At 59.3% G+C, this 22651-nt stretch carries 22 protein-coding genes and 2 pseudogenes; 5 read left to right on the forward strand and 19 right to left on the reverse strand.

Annotation, left to right across the window (positions count from 1 at the left end):
- Nucleotides 1–40: 40 nt before the first annotated feature.
- Nucleotides 41–1441 (reverse strand): IS66 family transposase, encoded by a 1401-nt coding sequence (gene tnpC, locus CGZ66_RS29775; RefSeq protein ID WP_245331293.1) that lies wholly within the window; start codon nt 1439–1441, stop codon nt 41–43.
- Between the two features lie 72 nt (nt 1442–1513).
- A complete protein-coding gene (gene tnpB / locus CGZ66_RS29780) occupies nt 1514–1690 on the reverse strand; it encodes an IS66 family insertion sequence element accessory protein TnpB (RefSeq protein WP_095090364.1) in 177 nt (58 codons plus the stop codon).
- 23 nt (nt 1691–1713) lie between these two features.
- Between tnpB (CGZ66_RS29780) and CGZ66_RS41830 the strand changes: the two genes are divergently transcribed.
- From CGZ66_RS41830 to CGZ66_RS29795, 3 genes are all read left to right on the forward strand, one after another.
- Nucleotides 1714–2043: a DUF5372 family protein gene (locus CGZ66_RS41830; protein WP_167392284.1), complete on the forward strand. Its 330-nt coding sequence runs from the start codon at nt 1714–1716 to the stop codon at nt 2041–2043.
- Nucleotides 2044–2202: 159 nt separating this feature from the next.
- Nucleotides 2203–2625 (forward strand): helix-turn-helix domain-containing protein, encoded by a 423-nt coding sequence (locus tag CGZ66_RS29785; RefSeq protein WP_245331263.1) that lies wholly within the window; start codon nt 2203–2205, stop codon nt 2623–2625.
- Between the two features lie 304 nt (nt 2626–2929).
- The gene (locus tag CGZ66_RS29795; RefSeq protein ID WP_143748897.1) at nt 2930–4705 is read left to right on the forward strand and encodes a recombinase family protein; all 1776 of its coding nucleotides are present in this window, start codon (nt 2930–2932) and stop codon (nt 4703–4705) included.
- Between the two features lie 78 nt (nt 4706–4783).
- Here the strand turns inward: CGZ66_RS29795 and CGZ66_RS29800 are convergent, their stop codons facing one another.
- Genes CGZ66_RS29800 through istA form a run of 3 tightly spaced genes read right to left on the reverse strand, consistent with a single transcriptional unit; the run spans nt 4784 to nt 7294 of the window.
- Nucleotides 4784–5032, reverse strand: a complete 249-nt coding sequence (locus CGZ66_RS29800; protein WP_095090367.1) for a hypothetical protein — start codon at nt 5030–5032, stop codon at nt 4784–4786.
- The gene (gene istB, locus CGZ66_RS29805; protein WP_095090368.1) at nt 5029–5802 is read right to left on the reverse strand and encodes an IS21-like element helper ATPase IstB; all 774 of its coding nucleotides are present in this window, start codon (nt 5800–5802) and stop codon (nt 5029–5031) included. Before istB ends, CGZ66_RS29800 begins: the two co-directional genes overlap by 4 nt.
- On the reverse strand, nt 5795–7294 hold the full coding sequence (istA, locus tag CGZ66_RS29810; protein ID WP_095090534.1) for an IS21 family transposase: 1500 nt from the start codon (nt 7292–7294) through the stop codon (nt 5795–5797). Before istA ends, istB begins: the two co-directional genes overlap by 8 nt.
- Before the next feature lie 653 nt (nt 7295–7947).
- Between istA and CGZ66_RS40090 the strand changes: the two genes are divergently transcribed.
- A complete protein-coding gene (locus CGZ66_RS40090) occupies nt 7948–8478 on the forward strand; it encodes a hypothetical protein (RefSeq protein ID WP_095090370.1) in 531 nt (176 codons plus the stop codon).
- 6 nt (nt 8479–8484) lie between these two features.
- On the opposite strand, the gene tnpB (CGZ66_RS29825) is transcribed toward CGZ66_RS40090, so the two are convergent.
- Nucleotides 8485–8694 (reverse strand): IS66 family insertion sequence element accessory protein TnpB, encoded by a 210-nt coding sequence (tnpB, locus tag CGZ66_RS29825; RefSeq protein ID WP_206073792.1) that lies wholly within the window; start codon nt 8692–8694, stop codon nt 8485–8487.
- Nucleotides 8691–9128 carry an IS66-like element accessory protein TnpA gene (gene tnpA / locus CGZ66_RS29830; RefSeq protein ID WP_095090371.1) on the reverse strand — a complete coding sequence of 146 codons (438 nt, stop codon included), beginning with the start codon at nt 9126–9128 and terminating at the stop codon, nt 8691–8693. Before tnpA ends, tnpB (CGZ66_RS29825) begins: the two co-directional genes overlap by 4 nt.
- A 58-nt stretch (nt 9129–9186) precedes the next feature.
- Between tnpA and tnpC (CGZ66_RS29835) the strand changes: the two are divergent.
- A pseudogene (gene tnpC / locus CGZ66_RS29835) lies at nt 9187–9852 on the forward strand (IS66 family transposase); the annotation flags it as partial.
- Nucleotides 9853–10054: 202 nt separating this feature from the next.
- Here the strand turns inward: tnpC (CGZ66_RS29835) and CGZ66_RS41835 are convergent.
- From CGZ66_RS41835 to CGZ66_RS29900, 12 genes and pseudogenes are all read right to left on the reverse strand, one after another.
- On the reverse strand, nt 10055–10603 hold the full coding sequence (locus CGZ66_RS41835) for a ubiquitination-like system serine protease family protein (protein WP_425352328.1): 549 nt from the start codon (nt 10601–10603) through the stop codon (nt 10055–10057).
- Nucleotides 10516–11970 (reverse strand): HesA/MoeB/ThiF family protein, encoded by a 1455-nt coding sequence (locus CGZ66_RS29840; RefSeq protein WP_095090372.1) that lies wholly within the window; start codon nt 11968–11970, stop codon nt 10516–10518. The genes CGZ66_RS41835 and CGZ66_RS29840 overlap by 88 nt, the downstream gene beginning before the upstream one ends.
- A complete protein-coding gene (locus CGZ66_RS29845; protein WP_095090373.1) occupies nt 11967–12389 on the reverse strand; it encodes an E2/UBC family protein in 423 nt (140 codons plus the stop codon). The genes CGZ66_RS29840 and CGZ66_RS29845 overlap by 4 nt, the downstream gene beginning before the upstream one ends.
- Nucleotides 12389–12634 carry a multiubiquitin domain-containing protein gene (locus tag CGZ66_RS29850; RefSeq protein WP_095090374.1) on the reverse strand — a complete coding sequence of 82 codons (246 nt, stop codon included), beginning with the start codon at nt 12632–12634 and terminating at the stop codon, nt 12389–12391. Before CGZ66_RS29850 ends, CGZ66_RS29845 begins: the two co-directional genes overlap by 1 nt.
- Before the next feature lie 203 nt (nt 12635–12837).
- Nucleotides 12838–13335 carry an Lrp/AsnC family transcriptional regulator gene (locus CGZ66_RS29855; protein ID WP_095090375.1) on the reverse strand — a complete coding sequence of 166 codons (498 nt, stop codon included), beginning with the start codon at nt 13333–13335 and terminating at the stop codon, nt 12838–12840.
- 490 nt (nt 13336–13825) lie between these two features.
- Entirely contained in the window at nt 13826–15370 is a 1545-nt protein-coding gene (locus tag CGZ66_RS29865; RefSeq protein ID WP_095090377.1) for a fumarate hydratase, read from the reverse strand.
- Between the two features lie 6 nt (nt 15371–15376).
- Nucleotides 15377–16810, reverse strand: coding sequence for an NAD-dependent succinate-semialdehyde dehydrogenase (locus CGZ66_RS29870; RefSeq protein WP_095090535.1), 1434 nt, complete (start codon nt 16808–16810; stop codon nt 15377–15379).
- A gap of 187 nt (nt 16811–16997) precedes the next feature.
- Complete coding sequence (locus tag CGZ66_RS29875; protein WP_095090536.1) at nt 16998–17924, reverse strand: LysR family transcriptional regulator; 927 nt, start codon at nt 17922–17924, stop codon at nt 16998–17000.
- 127 nt (nt 17925–18051) lie between these two features.
- Nucleotides 18052–18954, reverse strand: coding sequence for an HpcH/HpaI aldolase/citrate lyase family protein (locus tag CGZ66_RS29880; RefSeq protein WP_245331295.1), 903 nt, complete (start codon nt 18952–18954; stop codon nt 18052–18054).
- A 130-nt stretch (nt 18955–19084) separates the two neighbouring features.
- Nucleotides 19085–20236, reverse strand: coding sequence for a CaiB/BaiF CoA transferase family protein (locus CGZ66_RS29885; RefSeq protein WP_095090378.1), 1152 nt, complete (start codon nt 20234–20236; stop codon nt 19085–19087).
- A gap of 15 nt (nt 20237–20251) precedes the next feature.
- Entirely contained in the window at nt 20252–21505 is a 1254-nt protein-coding gene (locus tag CGZ66_RS29890) for a methylaspartate ammonia-lyase (protein ID WP_095090379.1), read from the reverse strand.
- 444 nt (nt 21506–21949) lie between these two features.
- A pseudogene (locus CGZ66_RS29900) lies at nt 21950–22459 on the reverse strand (IS630 family transposase); the annotation flags it as partial.
- Nucleotides 22460–22651: the final 192 nt, after the last annotated feature.

The raw sequence follows: 22651 nt of genomic DNA on the forward strand, positions 1-22651 counted from the left end.
CCCTCCTTCCAAATCGCAACGGCAGTGAATCACAAACCGGTCAAAATGGGGAGGTTTTTCGAGACCTCCAATTGCGCCTGCCGACCGTAAATCCACGAATCGCCCGCTCCGCGATCAGGTTGTCGGGCTCGAGCCGGCCATCGTATAGGAAGCGGTTGAACGCGCGCCATCGCTTGGTGCCATAGGCGAAGGCCTTCGCGATATCGGCATGGCGCGACAAACCGTTGCCCTGGCGCATGAGCTGTCGTCGCAGCGCCCGGACCAGGGGTCGGGTCCGCCTTCGTCGTGCGGCCAATCGCTCGGCGGGTGGGAGCCCCCGTATCTCTTCCTCGATCCGGTAGATCGCCTGGATACCGGCCATCGCGGTCGTGCTGAGTTCGGTCGGCTGGCTGTCGTGAACGTCGAATATCTTGCGACGCAGATGGGCCAGGCAGGCAGCTTCTCGAATGGCGCCGCCCTTGTAGATCTGGTTATAGCCGCTGAAACCGTCGGCCTGGAGCGTGCCGGCAAATCCGGCGAGCTCGGTCATGACGCTCTCGCCAGCGCGTCCCATGGTGGCGCGATACCAGGCGATCGGCGGCTCCTGCGAACCCGAGTTGCGGTCGTCGGCGACGTAAACCCAGAGCGCGCCCTTGTGCGTCTTGCCGGTGCCGGGCGCCAGGATCGGAAGCCGCGTGTCGTCGGTGTGAATCTTGGTGCGGGTACGGCCGATCTCGCGGATGCGATTGTAGATCGGATCGAGCAAGGCGGCGGCGTAGCCGGCGCTGCGCGCAAGGGTGGATCGCTCGATATCGACGCCCTTGGCGGCCATCATCTGTGCCTGACGGTAGAAGGGTAGATGATAACCCCACTTCGCCATCATGATATGGGCGAGCGCGGCATAGCTGAGCTTGCCGCGTGCAATGGCCTTGGCTGGTGCCGGCGCCTGGATGATTTTATCGCAGGTCCGGCAGCTGTACTTGGGTCGAATGGTCTCCATCACCTGCCAGGCCTGGGCGACCAGATCGAGCATCTCCTCGCTATCTTCGCCCATGGCGCGCAGATCGCCGCCGCAGCCCGGACAGCATGCGCAAGAGGGTTCGCGAACGATGCGCTTGCGCGGCAGGTTCGGGTTGAGCTTGCGCACCGGCAACACCCGGACCTTGTCGGTGTCGGCGACGATGGGCAGCTCGATATCGGGCACGCCGGCGGCGAAATCGGTCTCGAGATCTTCGAGTTCGAGCAGCATCTGGCCCAGCTTCTCGGACGAGCGGCCGAAGGCCTTGCGGTTGAAGCGATCGATCCGCAGCTGCAGGCGCTGGATGCGAAGTCCGGCCTCGGCGCGCTCCCTTCGCAGTTGCTCATCATGTTCGGCGATGGTGATGTCACGGGCAGAAACGGCCGCCTCCAGAAGGGCGATCCGGGCGATGAAATCAGCGATTGAGGGGGTCTGTTCCGACACCCAAATTACATACCCGAAAGAGCTTCTTTACGGAAGCAGAATCGACACAAAATCAATAAGAAACGAGCAAAATCAGCCAGCCAGACGCGGTCGATAAATCTTGCTTGGCCGGCGCCAATCGATCCCGTCCAAAAGCAGCGAAAGCTGCGCCTTCGTGAGCGACACGGTGACCTGATCCTTCGTGGTTGGCCAGGCGAAACAACCATCGGTAAGCCGTTTGTAACTCACTTGGAAATGCAGGCGGTTCATCGTCCCCGTCGCAGTTTGTGACAGTGACTCACCCCTTTCATCCGTATTCCGGGCAGCGAGGTGCCTGCGTTGGGAAGCGCGGTAACCGAGGGGGCAAGCTATTGCTGCTGCGCTTTGACGATGGCCGGATTTGCACTGTTCCGCCGCAATGGACCGATGCAGCAGGCCCCAGCCTTGAGGTTATCGCGGGAAACGGGCGCGCACTGTGCAGCCTCACCGACCTACTGGAACTCAGCGGTCTCGTAGAGCGCCTCATATCGCAAGGGAGATGCGCAACGCCGCAAGATTGTAAGGGAAATTTTGCCGATGTTGCAAGGAAAATAACGCCGCAAAACCCATGGGAACTTCGCTGAATGTGCCGTATTAGCAGAGATTATACTCGATTTGTTGACAGATATCCGCTTGACGGTTTAGCCATACGCGACATATTTATAATTACGTCAATTGAGTCGGCATCGGGGGCGGCGCAGGTGTCGGACAGCGTCAAACACAGGCAATCGAAAGGCAGCGCTTTGGCCGAGGATGGCACGCTCAATCCAGCCCCGGAAAAAATCGGCGATCAGAAGTTCCGGGAGGACGGCTTCTTCGATCCGCGCGACATCGTGCAGGTGAAGTACGAGATGCTGCGGCGCGTATCGGTCGACAAAATGTCGGTAACGGAGGTGTCCGACGAATATGGCGTCTCCCGGCCGACCTTCTACCAGGCCAAAGCCGACTTCGAGGACGCGGGTCTGGCCGGCCTAGTACCGAGGAAGCGCGGCCCGCACGGCCCGCACAAGATCCAGAGCGAAGTGCTGGCCTTCCTCAGGGCCCAGGTGGTTCCGGGCGAGCCCATTCGGGCACGCGAACTGACGAACCGGCTCCGGACAGAGTTCGGACTCGATGTCCACCCCAGAACAATCGAGCGTGCGCTCGGCGAAAAAAAAACGGTGTAACCATCAGTGGCGGTGCGCAATTGCATTGCGCGATGCAGTCCCGCGCCACGGAGCGATACGAAATACTGCGCGCCGCCGCGCTTGGCGCCGCGCTCCCTCTGGAGGCACGCAGCGGTCTTACCATCCTTCTGCATCGCGGCATGTGGGCCTGGGTTAGCGCGATCTTGCGTATGCCGGGCTGGTCCCCACCCGCGGCTTTGCCGCCAGTCGCCAGGCTGCCGATCGCAGACGAAACGTCCGAGCGACGCACAATCATCCACTTGCTCGCCACCATCGTGATGGCGGCCCCTGAACGGAGAACAGCATGAACGAAAAGCTCAAGGTCCAATCGCATCATCTCGAGCGTGGCGCCTACCTCTACATCCGACAGTCATCGATGCGACAGGTCATGGAGAACGTCGAAAGCACCAAGCGTCAATACGATCTTCGTGGTCGCGCGATCGGGCTTGGATGGCGCGACGACCAGATCACCGTCATCGACAGCGACCAGGGCGAATCCGGCGCTTCAGCGGCGTGGCGCGAAGGCTTCCAGCACTTGGTGTCCGATGTCGGCATGGGGCGCGCGGGGATCGTCATGGGGCTGGAAGTATCCCGCCTCGCCAGAAACAATGCGGACTGGCATCGGCTGCTGGAGATCTGCGCTTTGGCCGACACACTCATCCTCGACGAAGATGGCGTGTACGACCCGGCCAACTTCAATGACCGGCTTCTGCTGGGCCTCAAGGGCACGATGAGCGAGGCCGAGTTGCACGTTATCAAAGCCCGGTTGCGTGGTGGCATTCTCAACAAAGCACGCCGCGGTGAATATCGTTGCCCCCTTCCGACCGGCTTCATCTATAATGAGGTTGGCGATGTGGTCCTCGATCCAGACGCTCAGATCCGGGAGATGATCACCCACTTCTTCGAGACGTTCTCGCGGGTCGGGTCGGCTACGCAGACCGTCAAGGCGTTTGCCAGCGAAGGTCTGCTCTTCCCATCCCGGTTCCGCAACAGCAAGCGGGTGGTCTTCCAACCCCTGACCACATCGACAGCCTTACGCACGCTGCACAATCCTCGCTTCGCGGGCGTCTATGCCTATGGCCAGCGTCTTTACCGCAGGACCGTCGACGGAAAGAAACAGGTCCGTAAACGTGAGCCCAATGAATGGCTCGCATGCATCCCGGACGCCCATCCCGGCTATATCAGTTGGGAGCAGTTCCAGCACAACCTGAAGGCGCTCGAGGCCAATGGCCAAGGCTACCAGACCGCGCGGGTCTCGCCACCGCGCGAAGGCGCGGCTTTGTTGCAGGGGCGCGTCATATGCGGGCGGTGTGGCTGCCACATGAGGGCCCGTTACGTCACCCGGCGCGGTCAGGTGGACACTTGGTACGTCTGCAGCCGCGCCTACGTCTCTCGGGGTGAGCCTCACTGCCAGTCGATCGCAGGCTGGCCCGTCGACGCGGCGATCGGTGAACTGATCGCCGCGGAAATGACGCCCGCCGCCGTGGAATTAGCTCTGGAGATCCGAAAAGAGATCGAAGCGCGCTATGACGAAGCGGACAAACTCCGGCTCCGCGCCGTCGAACGCGCCCAAATCGATGCCGATCTTGCACAGCGGCGGTTTATGCTGGTCGATCCGAACAACCGCCTGGTTGCCGACACCCTTGAACGCGAATGGAACGACAAACTGCGCATGCTGGCTGATCTACGAGAAGAAAGAGCGCGCGCTCTACGCGAAGACCGAGCGACACTCGACGATGCAATCCGTGATCGATTGATCGCCATGACGGCCGACTTCAAAACGGTCTGGTGCGACCCCACCTTGCCGAACCGAGAACGCAAGCGACTCCTTGCCTATCTTGTCGAAGACGTCACATTGCTCAAGTTCCAGGCCGAGGGAGAGACCCGGATCCACATCCGCTTCAGAGGCGGAAGGACCGAAACATTGACCACTCAGAACCCGAAATCCTCCGCACAGCAGGTAAGGACCCGGCCCGAGGTGGTCGAATTGGTCGACAAGCTTCTCGACGATCATATCTGCGCTGAAATCGCTGACATCCTGAATGCAAGGGGAATCCGTCCCGGCGGCTCAGCGTGTTAACGGCTGCGAGAAAGCGCGGACAAATGGTGCCGAGGATTGTGGAGGAGAAAGCGGCCCGATGGGGCCGCTTTGTATTTTTTACCAGGAGGGATCGAGAGGATGGGGCTTTTGCCCTGTCTGCTCGTCGCTGGAAGGGTGCTGATGGTCAGGGGCTTGTTGGTGACGGACAAACTGCTGGATGTGGGGAGCGTAACGGCTCCAGATGCAGTCTCGCAGATCGTCGAGGAGTTCGAAGACGGCGGCTGCTTGCTCGGGTGTCCATTCGGCATTGACGATGAACTGGATTCCACGCCCGAGACCGGACGGCTGATGAGGATTTCCGGTCATGCTGCAGGCTCCTTTTCGTCAGCGGCGTGGCTGGTGCGTTGTTGACGCTGCGCCTTCGAGCGCTCGGAGGCTTCCTTGAAGCGGTAAGAATCGCCTTCGATGGGAATGACCTCACAATGGTGCAAAAGGCGATCGACCAGACTGACGACGCAGGCGGCATTGGGGAAGACCTCCGACCATTGCGCGAAGGGCTTGTTGGTGGTGACGATGGTCGAGCGTTTCTCGTATCGGCGGCTGATGAGATCGAACAGCAGATCGGCATGACGGTTGGAATAGGAGAGATATCCGACCTCGTCGATGACCAGGATATCGGGCGCCGCATAGTACTGCAGCTTTCGGCGGAGCATGGAATCGCTGTCGATGGCGGCGAGCTCGCCGAGCATTTCGCTGGCGGTGCGGAAGAGGACCGAATGGCCGGCGACCAGCGCCTGGTAGGCGACGTTAAGAGCGAGCGTGGACTTGCCGACGCCGTTAGGGCCGATAAGGACGATGTTGGCGGCCTCCTTGACGAAGGACAGCGTCATCAGTTCCTCGATGGCGGCGCGATCGATACGACGCGGCCATTTCCAGTCGTAATCGGCCAGTTGCCTGAAGTGGCCAAGCCTGGCGGCGCGCATGCGTCGCCGCAATGAGCGGTCGGAGCGCTCTTCTTCCTCCCATTGAAGCACGGCGGCCAGCCACGGCGCGTCGGCGATTTCGTCCCAGTGGGCGATCAGGCCATTGAGGCGCAGCGCCCTGGCGCGGTTGAACAGGATGCCGGGATTATTCATCGTCGTTGCCTGCGGAAGTGAGTTGATCGTAACGGTCGAGCTTGTGGGGCTGTACGACCGTATCCTTTTTGCGGACATGCTCCGGCAGCCTTGTTTCGACCGGCGGTGGAGCGCCACGCGCGATCCGGCGGCGTTCGAGCGCGACGTGAACCGATCTCGAATGAGAGGCCCCGGCCTGCAAGGCATCTTCGACGGCGGCCTGGAGTTCGGTGGCGCCGTAGAGGTCGAGCAGTTTGAGCATGGCATTGGTGATCGCGCCGATATTGGCGCCGCGCTCGGCGGCGTGGATCATCAGTTTCTGGCAGGCCGGCACGGCGCGCGTCAAACTGTTGAGGCCCCGATGCTGGCGCGCTTCGCGCTTGACGGCGACGAGCGCCTTGAGGTGCCGGGGGTCTTCGATCTGCTGGCCCCGGTCGTAGCTGCGGCGGTGGCTGGCGATCATCGTGGCGGCATCGAATATCCGGACCTGGGCGAGATCGGCGCGCACGGTGAGCGTGCGCCGGACATGAGTATGGGGAACCGAGTAATCGTTCAGGTCGAAGCGGACATAGGGTGTCTTTCCGACCTTCGCGGCGATCTGCTCCTCGATGGGGTACGGGTTGGTGGGCAATGGCAGAAGCATGGGCTGCTCCTGCGCAAACACCTGACGAACCGTCATCGTCCGGTCCTCGGGGCATGGCCGGTCGGCGGCCTGGTTGCGGCACCATTGTTCGGCCTGGGCATTCAGATCGTCGAGGTCCTTGAACTTGCGGGCGATGAAGAAGGCTTCCCGGATGTGGCGAATGGCGCGCTCGACGCGGCCCTTTTCGTTGCCCCGCGCCACGGCGACGGGACGGGGCTCGAAGCGATAATGGCCCGCGAAGGCCAGAAGTGTCGGATGGAACCGGATGGCATCGCCGTGACGCTCAAGCACAGCGCTCTTAAGGTTGTCATAGAGCAGCACCCTGGGCAAACCATTCCAGGCGTTGAACGCACCGGCGTGGCCGCGCAGGAAGTTTTCCATGCGGGCATCAAGAAAGAAGCGCAGATAGATGTCGCGCGAGTAGGACAACACCATGACGAAGGCCATCAGCGGGCGGCGAGCCTTGCCGATTTCGATGTGACCAAAATGCGCCCAGTCGACCTGGCCTTGCTCGCCCGGCAGGGTGCGCAGACGCAGGAACGCTTCCGCAGCCTTGCGCGGACGGTGGAGCGCGATCATATGCCGGAAGTGGGAGGACGAGCCCTTGTAGCCGCGCTCCTGCACCATCCCGTACAGGCGGCTGGCGGTCAGGTCTGGATATGTCTCAAGCGTCCGCTGGACGAACGGCAGATACTGGTCGACCTCGGCGGGACGTATCACCGGCCTGTGGCGGGGCAGACCGGCCTCCTTCAGAACCCGGAAGACCGTCGTATGGTGGCAATGCAATTGCGTTGCGATCGTTCCACAGCGCCACCTCTCAACGTGGTACAGGCGCAGGATCATCGCTTCCTTCTCGGCGGATATGGTCATCGGTTGGGTCTCCATAGTCGTGTTGACGGACATAGGCCCCTCGGCGACGCACGAAGCCGCCGCGAAAGAACGGCGGCAGCCGACAACTGCAGCGCCGGCAGCACGGAGCCGGAGGGATCGATGGCACCGCTTCAGCGGTGACGTCGTCCAGTGCGACGGTGCCGTCGATCAGGGGCGCGTTCAGTCGTGAACCATCCGGCAGACAAGGTGCAGACTGATGCGTCACGTTGTTTTTGCAGCGCTGGCGATATCGGCGGGAGCGGTCGGCGTGGGCAAAGCGGCCCCGGCGGGTGTTCTGGTAGCGCAGCCCCGCCGCACGCAGACTGTCACGGCGGGCTTCATGGGCGCAGTCAGAACCACAGAAGCGCTGACCCCGATCGCAATGCCGGCAAAGCAAGACCTGTGAGCGGCACCGTGCGCAGAGAAAGAAACGACCGGTTTGCATTGCGGCGGCGAACCTCTCGGAACGCCGTCGGGATTGCGGGGAAAAGCTCGACGGAATGCGCCAATGCCATTATGCTGGCGCATACCGTGAACCAGTCGGCATCAGTGCCCGGGGACCTGCAAGTCCCCTCACACGGGCCGTTGGGATAGGACATCGAGTTTACGTGGTAGTGGGTCGATGTCTGATTGCGGCGCTCCGCACATGTAGCATGCGCGGACGCAGCGCGGGATGCGCCTCAGTCGCCCTCCGGGCTCCTGTCGGCGCATCCCGCGCTCTCATCCCCAACCAAATCAGATCATCAGCGTCATTCAGCACCACTCCGAGCCGAATTCCGCATCAATTCCCTCTCGGCGCCATCTATACGCGGTTCTCAACCGCCATCGACACAGCGCGGCGCGGCAAGGCTGACGCCCAGTTCACCGACTTGCGCGTCATCTATCTTGTCAAGCAATATGGTCTGCGCTCGCGCTACGACCGGCTGCGCGAGCGGGGAATGCTGACAAAAGCAGAAGCCTGCGCAAAACTCGGGATCACCGAATGTACCCTGGTCAGATGGGCGAAATACGACATCGTGAAAAGACATGCCTACAACGGCTATATCGGCCTCTATGAGCTGCCAGGACCGCACGTCCCAGCCAAGCAGTGCAGCCGATGGAACCAGCTCGCCCATCGGGCAGAAGCCATCCGCCGACTCAACTCCTCAAAATGCTCCGATCTCAAGGAAAGGGCTGTAGTATGAAGCCAGTTAGTTTGTAAAAAGGCAGAACCCCTGGTCGTCATGCGCCAGAATCTTGATGATATGACCCTTGCGTCCACGGAAGCAGAAGATCGCGCCAGTGTGCGGGTCGAGCGCAAGCACCTGCTGCACCATGCGTGCCAGGCTGTTGATCCCGCGGCGCATATCGGTCGCGCCGCAGCACAGGTAAATCCGGTCGGTCGGCACCACCGTGATCACCTGGTCAACTCCGCCAGAACGATGTGCAGCGCTGTCGGATCGACGATCCCGTCGATCCGCAATCGCGCGCCGTTCGCAAAGGCCACGACGATCCTGCCGGCCGGGTCCGGGCAATCGGCGACGGGGCGTTCGACCTCGGGCAGATCGCTCACGTCGATGCGCGCGAAGGTCGCCATCGCCTGATCGGCATCAGGCTCGCCGCCGGCCATCTGCTTGCGCCAGGCATAGAGCTGTGATGGGGCTACGCCGAACGCTTGCGCGACCTCGGTCACCGACGACCCCGCCGCGCTCGCCAGGTCGACCAACGCGCGCTTCTCAGTGCAGCTCCACAGCCTTCGTTGCCGCGCGCGCCCGGGCGTCGTTGCACAATCTTCGGCCGCCGCCGCACCGCTTAACTCGGCGACCAAATCGCCCTCTGCATGTTCCAATGTCATGGCGCGAAAACTCCATGTTCATCGGCCTATTGCAAGGTGCCTTGGCGCACCGCTTACGATTTATCCGCAGGCCTTCCTCGGCGATTACCGCGGCATCCTGATGAGCGATGGCTATACCGCTTGGCGCCCCATGTTGGATGTATGGCCCATGCCAGACGTCGCTTCGTGGATGCCCTCAAGGCAAGAAAGAAAGGCGGCGGTCCGCCGGAGCAGGCGCTGAAGGTTCTTTGAACAGCTCTACCGGATTGAAAAGCAAGCGCGCGACGAAAAACCGGACAAAGGTGAAACGCAGGCCAGCTGCATTCGCCGCTTCCGCCAGCAACACAGCGTCCCCATCCTGAACGCCCTCAAGGTATGGCTCGACGACATCGCCCCGAAGGTCTTGCCCGATAGCAAGATCGGCGACGCCGTGTCCTACACCCTGAACCAGTGGGAATACCTGACACGCTACACAGAAGACGGCAGGATGCCGATCGACAACAACCTCCTCGAACGCGACATCCGAATCTTTGCCACCGGCAGAAAGTCCTGGCTGTTCAGCGACACCGTGGACGGAGCCAGGGCGAGCGCCGTCGTCTACAGCCTCATGCTGACATGCCGAGCTTGCGGCATCGAGCCCTTGGCTTATCTGCGCCACGTCCTCAGCGAACTGCCGCAGCGCGCAACAGATGCCGACATCACAGACCTGCTGCCCTTCAACTTCGCCAAAGCCGACGCGGCCTGATCAAAAGCGACCGCAGGATACGCCCATCACATCAACCGGACCGCATCAACGTTCATGGAAATGAGCGCTTACTATCGTGTTGCCGATGCTGGAAGCTTGGCGCAGCATGCGCACAAGGGCTGCCTAACGGAAAAATGGATGTTGAATCACCAGCGAAGCCCCTTGTCACATCACAATCGACTCATCGATCCCAGGACGTGCTCTAGATTTTTCTTTCGTATAGATCCGGACGGGCTCGCCAAGGCTCGACACCGGTGTCCCCACACCAGTAGATTCTTCCGTCTCTAAGCCAGAAATGGCTCATGCACCCTTTGTTTCTCCAAACAGAGGGATGCAACGTCGGCCTCCCGTCTTGGCTTAGCTCAATATGCCACCTGGGTTTATGAGGCGGATGCATCGGTAACGAAACTACCTCGCCACAGCCACAGGGACACCTAAAGAGCGACCAGTATGGTCGGCCTTTGTGTACGACCGTGATGAACTGTCCTGGCCGGATCGTGTCATTCGGAGGTGTTTTCTCGACGACTTCATTCCGAGCGAAAAGTAGACCCGGCAGTCGCTCCTCAGAAGGAGTTCGATTGGCGGATGTTTTTGGAATGCGTGGACCGAGGATGATTTCCTCCAGCCGCCGCACGAACTTTAGTAGCCAAGACCACATACGAATTAACTCAGCTTGCCTAGTGACGGCATACTGAGCCGATAGCCGTTCTCCGGCTTGAGTAATAAGCCATTCGGACCGCAGCAAAAGCATTCGGCGTTGTCCTTTGGCATATTGCTGTGAATTGCCATATGCACGAAGTCGTACCAGATATTATCGCGGCGAATGTCGCTCGGAAGCCGTCGATAGGGGCGCACCAGATCAAACAATGTCGCTACGGCCATATCGGCGGTCGCACTGGTGAACGGACCTACTCCGGGAGCCTGCTCGCCGCCCCCGACCAGATAGTGCTCCTTTCGAAGCGTTTCTGGATCCAGCTCCGCCAGCTCCGGACGTGCCTTTAGTGCACTCTCATAACTGAGCTTTTCCTCAGTCACCACGCCTTGGCACCTCAAGCACGCACCATATTCCGGAAGAACTGTGCTAACTCGGCCTCTATGGTCACGTAGATAAGGCTGATGCTCCTGGTCAAGATCAATCTTGCCGGTGAGCCCGCAGTCGATAAGTCCTTGGCAGTAGTAATACAATGCCTGATTAAGCACTTCCCTTCCCGCAACATCGTCAGTGCATCCGAACACCAGGTCAGCACTAGAAATTGCATCGATCGCTTCTGGAGACTCGTTCACATATGCCTCAGTGGCAACGACAGTCACCAGTAAGCCTAGATCTCGTATGTATCGGGCTAACGTGGCTGCCTTGCTCTCGCCGATATCGCAACGGCGATATCCGCGGACGCGGTTCAGATTGCTATCTTCGAGCAAATCGCCATCGATAATAATGAGTTCGCCAACACCCGCGCGGGCGACGAGTGTGGCGACCGAAGACCCCGTTCCGCCACCTCCGACGATTGCTATTCGCAAGGATTTGAGCTTCTCGTTGAAGGGCTTGCCAAACGCAGCTTCCTGGCGCCTTAGCAGTTCCGACGGAGCGGCATCATCTGCCCTGCCGATATGAACTCCCAAGTCCGTCCCAAGAACACAGACATGCCGGACATCAGCCACACAGTCGGGGGCCGCACCCAGCCGAACTCTCGCACGCCACTGCCCGTCAGCCAAAACCATCGCGACAAGTGATACGTCAGGGCCGTTGCAGCCAGCGTATCCCCTAAGAATGCTCTGTTCGTTCTGATCATCCTTGCTTGAGAAATCCAGAATGCCTCTGGGATGACAATGAGCGAACCCGAGTTCGAGCCGCTCCTGCTCGCAACGAACGTAGATATCCTGAAACTTGCGCAGATTGATGCGCAAGTGAACCGGGGAACTGTCTAGCACCCAGTCGCCATCCATCTCAATTATGTCAATACCCACGAAACGTGCTGACGGCGGCAGACCCGCTACAGCCCTGTCCATTTTGCGGAAGAGAACCAGCGCGCCGCGCTCGTGAGCGTCAGGGTGCCCCATCAACCAACTCTTGAGCTTATTGTCGAGAGAACCGGTAATCGAAATGCGATGTCCGTTCATGGGCGCCTTGCGTCAGGGTACTTAAAGGCCCACGAAATCCGATCCATAATCGTTTGGACGTTGTCGACCTTTGGTTTCCAAGGATTTTTGTTCCAGTGCCTAGACCACCGGCAAAACACCACGCCTTCGTGAGTACGTGAATCCTCATTGGGACTAGGCCCGCCAGTGTTTGGTATTGGCTTGCCGTCAGCCCTATGCAAGCGCGGGTGAACCCAGAACATGTCGCCACCAGAGGCATTGTAGTTCTGCGGAATAACATACAAAACATCGACGGCATCCGCGGGCTTTCCATCAGCCAGATAAACGCCTTTCGATAGCGGAAATTTTTTGAATATAAGAAAACGGGCGCCCTCTTCTTCTTTAAAATCGACGCCGGCTTTATTGAGTATCGCGTAGTCAGAATCGAACAATAGGGACATTATCCATTTCCGGCTTCGGAGCTTGCATCCTGCGCGTAAAATTTTTCGATCCCCGACTGCCGCAGATCGATTGATTCATCCCGCCCAACCAGCTGCCCGGGCTGGCCCGGCATTTTCATATACAAGTCCATGCTATCTGGCATGCCAGGGCCTACGCCTCGCACCTCCGCGCCGGTTATGGTCCGGTTGTCCCATTCGTAAATTTCGCTTTCGATTTTGAATTTATACTTCTCTTTGGCAGCCATAAGCTTCGATCCTTCTCTCGTAGTTGCTCGGTTCCCTGCTTGCCCAAGCGCATCGTCTCCCTTCTCGCGAATTCATGGAGAACACCCGGCCAGCCGCCTCTCTATATCAGAAACGCCTCTCGAATTTCGCGGGAATGCACGTCTTTCGCCGACGAATTCTCGGAATCGGCATCAAACGCCGTGAAAACGAGGGCTTCGAGGATTTACCGTTGCCTCAGAGCGGACAAGGGGATTGGTGAATTTGATTTCACCGGTTTCGTCACGACAAGGCTGTAGTATTGATCGATACCCAAGCCTGCCTGCAGCAATCTCTCCATGAAATCCTGATACGCAGCCATGGAAGGAGATGAAACGCGCATCAAATAGTCGATCCGCCCCCCGATGGCCCAGCAGTCCAGGATTTCCGGAATCTCTTGGATCGCAGTCTCGAAGTGCCGTTGATCCTCGAGACGATGGCGATCCAGAACCACCTCCACCATTATGGAGATGATACCCCCGATGAGGGCTGGACTGAGTCGCGCATAGAACCCCTCAATGATCCCTTCGGCTTCGAGCACACGGAGTCGCTCCGAACAGGCCGACGCCGAAAGATGAACACGCTTTGCGAGTTCGCTCTTCGAAATCCGACCATTTGACTGGATCTCTGAGAGAATCCGGACGTCCCAAGCGTCTAGGCGCACAGGAGAGGGTTTCGACTTCATGACCTTTTGCTCTCAAGCGGTGAACGACAGCGGAATTAGTTCTAACCAATTCTATCATTGATTGAAGTTAGGAATGTAGTGGACGTCATCCGTCCTTCGGCCAGCAACGCGTCAGTGAAGTTGTCAAAAGTCAGGTGACTGAGAGCGATCCAAGCAGAAAGGTTGTAGAACAGCTGGGCTATTGCCCCTCCCCTAGCCGGGCGTTGATGAGGGGTGATCGCCTGTCCGCGGCGAGCTCGTCGTAGATAGATCGCGCATTATTTTGGTATCTCCAGTGCTTGACCTGATTGGCACCCTCGAAAGCACTCGAGTGTCGATCGTATGGAAGGTAGATCGAAGCAGTGTTTGCCTCCGAGGATTTGGCATCGAGAGCGACTTGAAGGCCTTTCTTGTCTCGCTCGCCGAGGAGCTGAACCACAATACCGCTTGCGTGACCGTTGCGGCCCAAAATCCGGCGCGGAAGTCTGGCCGGATCGCGCAGCCGGGAAACTCAAACGCCGATGCTGCGGGCAATGCTTTCGGCGGCCATGCGCTTGCGCCACTCAAGAGGCCCGGAATTGTGAATGGAGTTTCCCTCAACATCGACAGCCATGATGACCGGCATGTCCTGCACCTCGAATTCATAGATGGCTTCCATGCCCAGGTCTTCAAAGGCAACGATGCGCGCCGCCTTGATCGATTTTGAAATCAAGTACGCAGCGCCACCCACTGCGATGAGATAGGGCGCCTTGTGTCTGACAATTGACTCGATCGCCGCTGGTCCCCTCTCCGCCTTACCAACCATCGCGAAAAGTCCGGTTTCGGCGAGGATCTTGTCAGTAAAACCGTCCATCCGGCTGGACGTTGTCGGGCCAGCCGGCCCGACCACCTCATCCCTGACTGCGCGGACGGGTCCGACGTAATAGATCACGCGTCCCCGCAGATCGATCGGAAGCGGCTTGCCGGCATCGATCAGGTCGACCATTCGCTGGTGGGCAGCGTCTCGGCCCGTCAGCATCTTTCCGGACAAAAGTAGGGTTTCACCGCAGCGCCACGATGCCGTCTCTTCTTTTGTGACCGCATTGAGATTGACCCGCCGGACGCCAGTTGCGTGCAAATCCTCATGACCGACCTGGGGCCATTCGGAAAGGTCAGGCGGCTCAAGCCTGATGGGTCCAGAGCCGTCCAAGGTAAACGTAAGGTGTCGGTTGGCGGCGCATTGCGGAATGAGCGCTACAGGCTTTGACGCCACATGTGTAGGATAGGTCGCAACCTTGACGTCAACAACTGTCGTCAGCCCCCCGAGACCCTGGGCTCCGATACCGAGCGCGTTAATGCGTTCATAAAGCTCAATCCGCAGTGCCTCCTCCGCGCATGACGGCCCCCTGCCGATCAAATCCGACATGTCGATAGGTTCGTTCATGGCCTCCTTGGCCAGCAGCATCGCCTTTTCAGCGCTACCACCGATGCCGACCGAGATCAGGCCGGGGGGGCACCATCCGCTGCCCAGGGTCGAAACAGTGTCGACTACCCAGTCGGCAACGGACGCGCTGGGGTTAAGGGTGGTGAAACGCGCCTTGTTTTCCGATCCGCCCCCTTTTGCGGCGATGGTGATTTCAATCTGGTTGCCTTGCACAAGGTCGACGTGGACGACTGCCGGTGTGTTGTCGCGGGTGTTCAATCGTGCGGCAAGCGGATCCGAGACGATCGATGGTCGAAGGGGATTGTCGGGGTCGAGATAGGCTCGGCGGACGCCCTCATTCACAAGGTTAGCGAAACTCGCCGTTGATTTGATGCGGACGCCCATGCCAACCTTTGCAAAGACCACCACGAGACCGGTGTCCTGGCAGATCGGGCGCCGTCCGAAGGCCGCCATGCGGGAGTTCAGCAAAATCTGACCGATGGCGTTCTTAGCCGACGGACTCTGCTCGCGCGCGTATGCCTGCGAAAGGTATCGGATGTAGTCGGGGGGATGGTAGTACGAGATATACTGAAGGGCGTCGGCGACGCTCTTTGTAATATCCTTGCCCGCAATGGTCCGTGTTTTTTTATCCACGAAATCTCATCCCAATGACCCGAGCCCGTTGACCAGTTTCAGGCTTTGAAAGCTCCGCAATCCCTGCTCGCCCCCCTCATATCCATAGCCGCTTTGTTTGACGCCCCCATAGGGTGCATCCGCGGAAACCCCTTTCAGGTAATTTACACTGATCGCGCCTGCCGAAAGACCGCCGATCAGCGCCCGTTTTGCATCGGTGGCGCCGGTGAAGAAGTAGGCAGCCAGGCCATACTCAGTGGCGTTGGCTTCTTCGATCGCCTCCTCGATCGTGTCGAACGGCGCCACGGTGAGGATCGGCCCAAACGGCTCGTCATGAAGCACTTTCGCATCTTTTGGCACCCCTGTCAGGATGGTCGGCGGCCAGAAAAAGCCCGGCTGGTCGAGGCGGGTGCCGCCGGTTTCGACGCGGGCGCCGCGATCGACCGCATCCTCGATCAGACGCTGCATGGCCTCGATTCGCCGCGCGTTTGCCATTGGACCCATCTCCGTCGCCGGGTCGTCCGGTGGGCCGATCTTGATTTTGCGAGCGCCTTCGGTCATCCGGGACAGGAATTCCTCATAGAGAGGCCGCGCGACGAGGATCCTGCTGGGCGCATTGCAGCTCTGGCCCGCGCATTCGAACTTGTATTCCGAAATTGCCGGTATGGCTTTTGCCAGGTCGGCATCCTCGCATACAACAACCGGGGAGTGCCCACCGAGTTCAAGAATGCACCGCTGCAAGTTATTCGCGGCGAGCTTGGCCAGCTGTTTTCCAACCTCGGTTGAGCCCGTGAAAGTTAGCACCTTGACTATCGGCGAACTGAGGAGATGCCGGGATATTTGCACAGGCACGCCAAAGACGAGATTTACCACGCCATCCGGAATACCCGCTTGTCGCAATGCTTCGACGAAATGAACGGCAGCGCTTGGTGTCTCTTCAGCTCCTTTGAGGATCACCGGGCAGCCCGCCGCCAAAGCAGGGGCGAGCTTGCGGGCGATGAGCACGGCGGGATAGTTCCAAGGCGTAAAGGCAGCAACGACGCCAAGGGGCTCGGGGACGATCATCCGGTTCGGGCCCATCGGAACAGGGGCCGACAGCTCTTCGGCGTGCGTGCCGTTCCACTCCAATGTTTCAACAGCGCGCGCGTATTCACCGGTCGCTTCGGCAATCGTCTTTCCCTGTTCGGTCGACAAATCCTTCGCTGCGTCTCCCACCTTCGTGGCAAGGATCCTGGCGGCCGCCACAAGGATTTCGCCGCGCTCTTTTGCAGGCCGTGAGGACCAAGCCCGGCGGCTGCGCTCTGCCGAAGCGAGGGCCTCATCAAGGTCCGACGCTGAAGCCGCCGCCACCGAGGCAAACACTTTCTCTGTCGCCGGGCTGGTAACCGGCAGAGTGGTTCCGTCGCTACTGTCTCGCCACCTGCCGTTGATGAAAAGCTGATAGCTCGGGGCGTTGGACATCGCATGCTCCGCTTGAGTGAATTCCTGCCAATTCGAGACCAGCCGATATCCGGACCAAGGCTCGCCTCTCTGCAGTTTCATCGCGATGGTCACGCCCGGTCAAATATGGAATATCGACCAAAACCATCTCGAATACAGATGACACAGCCGCGGAGGAGCGATAGCACTGAAACTGGTTGGGATGTGTTTAAGCCCGGTCCGGGGCCGCGGCTGACCAGCGCTTGCTCTCGATCAAAGTATTTGCGACCTTGGGGATCAGCTTGCGGACCGCAGAAACGGCCGGAGACCGCTCATCTTTCGGGTTGACGGCAAGCACAACGGAACGGGTGATCACGGGATCAATGATTTTAACCGTCCGTACTTGGCCTTGAGACGCCTCTTTCTGAATGGCCGACGGGGTAAGGATAGAATACGCTTTTCCTTCCATGACCATATTGATGATCGTTGAAAGGGAGTCGACTTCGAATCTCACGTCAAGCATACAACCGTGTTGCGCAACGACATCAGCCACCGAACGCCTGACATTGTTGTTGCGCATCGGAACCGCCAGCGGAAACGCATACAGGTCGGCGAGCGGAATCGAATCTTCGAAAGGCGGTTCACCTGGCGGCACCACCAGGCAAAATTCTTCGCGGGCCAGCACCGTCATTCGCCCCACGCTCTCGGCAGTGCGGTACAGGACTGCCAGATTGAAGCGGCCAGCAGCCATCCACTCCTCCAGCGGTCCCGTCATGCCCTCGATCATCTTAAGCGAGATCCTCGGCAATTCGCTTCTTACCGATTCAAGCAGCGGACCGCTAAGGACGCGAGCAGCTCCGGACGGAATGCCAATGGTCACCTCTCCAGAAGGAGAAGCCACCGTGTTGGTCAGTTCCGTCTCAGTGAGTTGAATTTCCCTAAGGATGCTCCGACCGCGCTCAAGCAATCTTGCGCCGGACGCGGTGACACTAACACCAGTCCTGTCGCGGACCAGCAGTTGGATACCAAATGCTTCCTCAAGCTGACGCACATGCAGGCTTAGAGCGCTTTGAGCAACGTTGAGGATCGAAGCTGCCTTCGTGAAGCTACCTGCTTCGACGACGCCGACAAAGTATCTTAGCTGCCTGATGTCCACGATGAACAAACCCAACCGAGGCGCAATCCCCAGTGTCTTCATATCTATCTCGAAACGAGATGGCAGACAAGTCACAAAACTGTCAAATCATGGCTCGAAAACCGGCTGTCTGGATGCCGATTAATGCTCAGTTGTTGCTAGCGAGAGCCAGGATCTCGCGGGCGCGCCGAACCACTGGCGGATCAACCATCTTACCGTCCAATGAGAATGCAGACAGGCCACGCGTGGTGGCATCGTCTTCCGCCGCGACAACACGATGGGCCCACTCGAGCTCCTGTGCGCTTGGCGAGAAAGCCTCATTGAATATGGCCACCTGTGTTGGATGGATCGCCAAAGCTCCGGCAAAGCCAAGCCGCCGTGCATGCGTCGCCACTTCCCGAAGTTTTTCAGTGTCGGAAAATTCGCCGATGCTTCCGATGAAGCCTAGAGGAAGCAACCCAGCCGCACGGGCAGCGAACAGAACGGAAAGGTTCGGCGCCAACAGAAGGTCGAATTCCGGAGCGCCGCCGACAGCGGCGCTGAAGTCTTCAGGACCCAGCGCCATTGCAACCATCCTAGGATGGGCCGACGCAATGGCCGCGAGCCTTTGCAAGGCGCCCGGGGTCTCGATCTGGGCAAGGAACCGAATGCGTCCTGGCGGAAGATTTCGTTCTCGCTCAAGTTCCGAAACCGCATTCGCGATCTCTATAACCCATTCAGCGGAATCCGTCTTCGGAAGAACCAGTGCGTCGACACCCGCTATGACGGCTGCATCGAGATCCGCCGCCAACGCGCGCAAACCACGATTGACCCGGACCAAAACCGACGCACCCCTACGGCTCACCTTTGCCACGGAGTCAGCCAGCTCCCGGCGGGCCTCGCGCTTCTGATCCTGGGGAACGGAGTCCTCCAGATCGAGAATGACTCCATCCGCACCCCGCTCATGGGCCGTCTTCACAAAGCGTGGAACGTGAGCGGGCACGAAGAGTAGGGATCTCCAACGGGGTACAGACATCGCGCCTTCAACGGCCGGGAGGGTATCCTTAATCATAGGTCGCCTCTGCGGTCGCCTTTAGCGAGGCCGGCAGCGGCAAGCTTGCTGGTCGGCCGATGACTCAGTGATCCGAGGTAAACAGGCTCTTCGTAAACCGCGAGCAGTCTCACCTTACTCAGACGCGCGCTCACGCTGACGCGGCTCTTTCGCGCAAAAGCCCCAGAACCTCGTCGCGGATAGCCTCGGTGTGAGCGCCAAGAGCCGGAACTGGTCGCAACGAGGGCCGCTCAGAGTTGAAAATTGCGGCCGGCGCTATCGTCTCGACAGTTCCTTCGGGTGTGCCAACCTGCACCCTGCGAATGTGCGGATGCCTTGAAACATCCGCCACCTCGTTCAGTCGGCCATATGCCAGACCGGCCGCCTCGAGCTCGTGCATTGCTTCGTGGCAGGATAGTTCGGAAAAGCGCTGTTCAATGATCTCATCAAGTTGCGCACGATGACCAAGGCGCTCCATGTTGTCGGCAAAACCAGGTGCGCGTGTGAGCTCGGGTCGCTTGAGGAATTGCTCGCAGAAATTTACCCATTCGCGGTCATTCTGAACCGAAAAGATGACGTCCTTGCCATCGGCGCAACGATATGCACCATATGGCGCCAGCGACGGATGTTTCACGCCCGCGCGTACCGTGTGATAGTCGCTGTAGTCGTGTTGCAGAACCGGAACGTTCATCCAGTCGGCGACGGCATCGAACAGTGACACCTGAATGCTTGTCCCTTCGCCGGTGACCTCGCGGTGATAGAGCGCCTGGAGAATCCCGCTATGCGCTGTCATGCCCGCCGAGATGTCGCAAACCGACACCCCAACACGCGCGGGCCCTTGTTGGTTGCCGGTGATCGCGCATAGCCCTGTTTCGGCCTGGACGATGAGGTCATAGGCCTTCAAGTGGGAATACGGTCCTGTCTCTCCGAAACCAGAGATGTCGCAGGTGATCAGCCGGGGATATTGTCGACGGAGATCCGCAGACCCGAAACCCAGTTTTTCGATACTGCCCGGCTTCAGATTCTGGATAAAGACGTCAGCGCTGGCAATGAGCGTGTTCAGGACGGCGCGGTCCGCTTCCGATCTCAGATCCAGACAGACTGACTCCTTACCCCGGTTGAGCCAGACGAAGTAAGCGCTCTGTCCCCGCACCAGCTTGTCGTAGTTGCGGGCAAAGTCCCCCTCGGGCCTCTCGATCTTGATCACACGGGCGCCCGCGTCCGCAAGGCGCGACGATGCGTAAGGCGCAGCCACCGCCTGCTCCACGGCTACGACAGTGATCCCCTCAAGAGAGTTCTGCATGCGACACCGTGCTTTTCATCCAATGATTTCGTTTTGAGTCCGGCGACGGTTCAGCATCGCCAGCAAACGGTTTTGTTCGTTCCCAACAATTGAGAATGCCTCGTCGACGCCCATTCCCGGCTTTGCAAGCATCATGTCTGCCTGGGTTGCCACCGATACGTGGACAGAAGCTTGGGCGGAGAGATCCGTCTCGGTACAGCTTCCCCCGACATACGCTCCGACCTTGTTTTCCTTGCAGATGAGAACGGCGCGCGCCGTATCGGCGAGCGAGCCGACGTCTGGAGTCTTGATTTGGACCAGATGCGCAGCCTTCGCTTCGGCAAAGTGCCGGATATCCTCAAGCGTATTGCATCTTTCATCAACGACAATGCGCGCCCTGGAACCCCGCTTGTCCAAAATCGATACGATCTTGGCGTAGTTCTCAATTTGAGCTTGCGTCGAACCAAAATCCGCCGGGGCCTCGATGTTGAGCGTGAAACCCGGGACGGTGTCTGCAACCTTGCAGATAAAGTCGGCGATGCTTTGCGGCTTCAGGCCGAATTCCTGGCCGATCCAGCCATACACATCGAAATGCAGCACCGGATGATATCCCCGGCAGCCGATTTGACGCGTACGCGTTGCAACCCACTTCACGAACTCCATGAAGGTCTGGCCGTTGACGCCGAATTTCTGCCGTGAGTTGATCAGGCCGTGGGGTAGCACATCGACTGCCTTCAGGATCATTTTATCGACGTTGAGTTCGCGTGCGTCACCGCTTTGGCAATAAATCGGGACCCTGCGCGTCGGCAGCGCGAGGTCAAATTCCGCACACACGACCTCTGCCATGGTCCCGCGGCAGAGGTGGGCCGCCGCCCTAAGCAGCGCTTGGCTTACCCCGTACTCGATAGCGAGGGGTAGCCACTTGTGTTCGTATGGCTCGAAAACCTTCGCGCAGGCCTCAAGGTAGTGAGATGCATCGACATCAAGAAGCCGCGGCGCAACCACGCGTGATGTTAGATTTGAGATTTGTTTGGTGTCGAACAGAGGATCGCGCCCACCTGCACCAGAGTACTGAACGTTCATCATGTCGCCCCAGACAACGGTGTCGTCAGTGAGGACAAGCCCGATGCTCAGCGAATTTGCCGGAACGCGAATGGACGTGAATCCCGGCGTTATCGGTTCGCCAAGATAGCTGAAGCCGTCCTGGATTGCGCCGGCTCTGATGGCAGCTTGGTCGTCATAGAAAAATGCGCCGTTGCCAAGTGCGAGAAGGACGTCTTTGATCTGCATTTCGTTCGCTCGATTTGTTTCAAACGCATCTGGTCCACCCCTATTTCCCAACTATGCGTCACTTAGCATGGAGTTCGCCAATATAAAGTCCGGAGCTGTGGCATCGCGTTTTCAGATGGCCAGGGCGTGAACAAGTATGCACCTCGCAGGCAGGCATATTTTTTCAGGTCGTTGATCGCGCGGAGAAACGCGGGACCATTATCGAGGATTGTCCATCCGCCAGCGCTCCGCGGCAAATCTTCGTGGCGCAGAGTCGTTCCGCAAGTGGCGCGTTCGTGACGCTCGCGGTAGGTTAGACTAGAATTCGCGCAGAAACCAGAACGCGTCCGGGATGCGCGTCATTCCAATCCTTTCATAGAAACCGGCAGAGGCGGGTATGGAGATCAAGACTATAGAGACGGCGGGTCCGAGCTGCCGGCGCGCTTCGTCAAGTAATACCAACGGTCAATTTGATTGACCGACGTGAGCCCATTCGCGCATTCCGATTGATGTGATGGTCTTTGGTCGTTCGATGAGCTCGCGCCAGGCCCCGCACGCGGCGTCGATGATGGCGTCGTAGCCTTCGAAGACGCGATTTGAGAGCCCAGTTCTGGCACAGATACTGCCAACCTTCTCGACGGGGTTCAGCTCCGGCGCGCGGGGCGGCAGGAAGATTAGCGTGATGTTCTTCGGCACTTTCAGTTTGGCGGTGGTGTGCCAGCCTGCGCGGTCGAGCAGCAGAACGGCATGGGCTCGTCTTGCGACATGGCGGCTGATCTCGTCGAGATGAAGCTGCATGGCCTCGGTGTCGGCGAAGGGCAGCGCCAGCGCCGCCCCGGTCCCACGCGCCGGGCAGATGGCGCCGAACAGGTATGCCGACTTGTAGCGCTGATCGGCCGGTTGACGGGGCCGCGTGCCACGCCTGGCCCATTGCCGCACGACACCGTTCTTCTGGCCAATGCTGGCTTCGTCTTTACATGAGGGTTCGACTGTCAACGCGATTATTGCATTTGCTTCTCCGCTTGAGGATGGTCCTGCGTCGACATCGTTTGGGTCCGGAGCTTGAGTTTCCCGCAGCGAATGCCGCGTCACCTTACTTACGGTCGCGCCTTTACACGGACGCGCACCACAATGCCTCTTGCACGAGACGTAGCCCCGGCGAGACAC

Origin of the sequence: Mesorhizobium sophorae, from assembly GCF_002270415.1 — a bacterium.
GTDB lineage: Bacteria > Pseudomonadota > Alphaproteobacteria > Rhizobiales > Rhizobiaceae > Mesorhizobium > Mesorhizobium sophorae.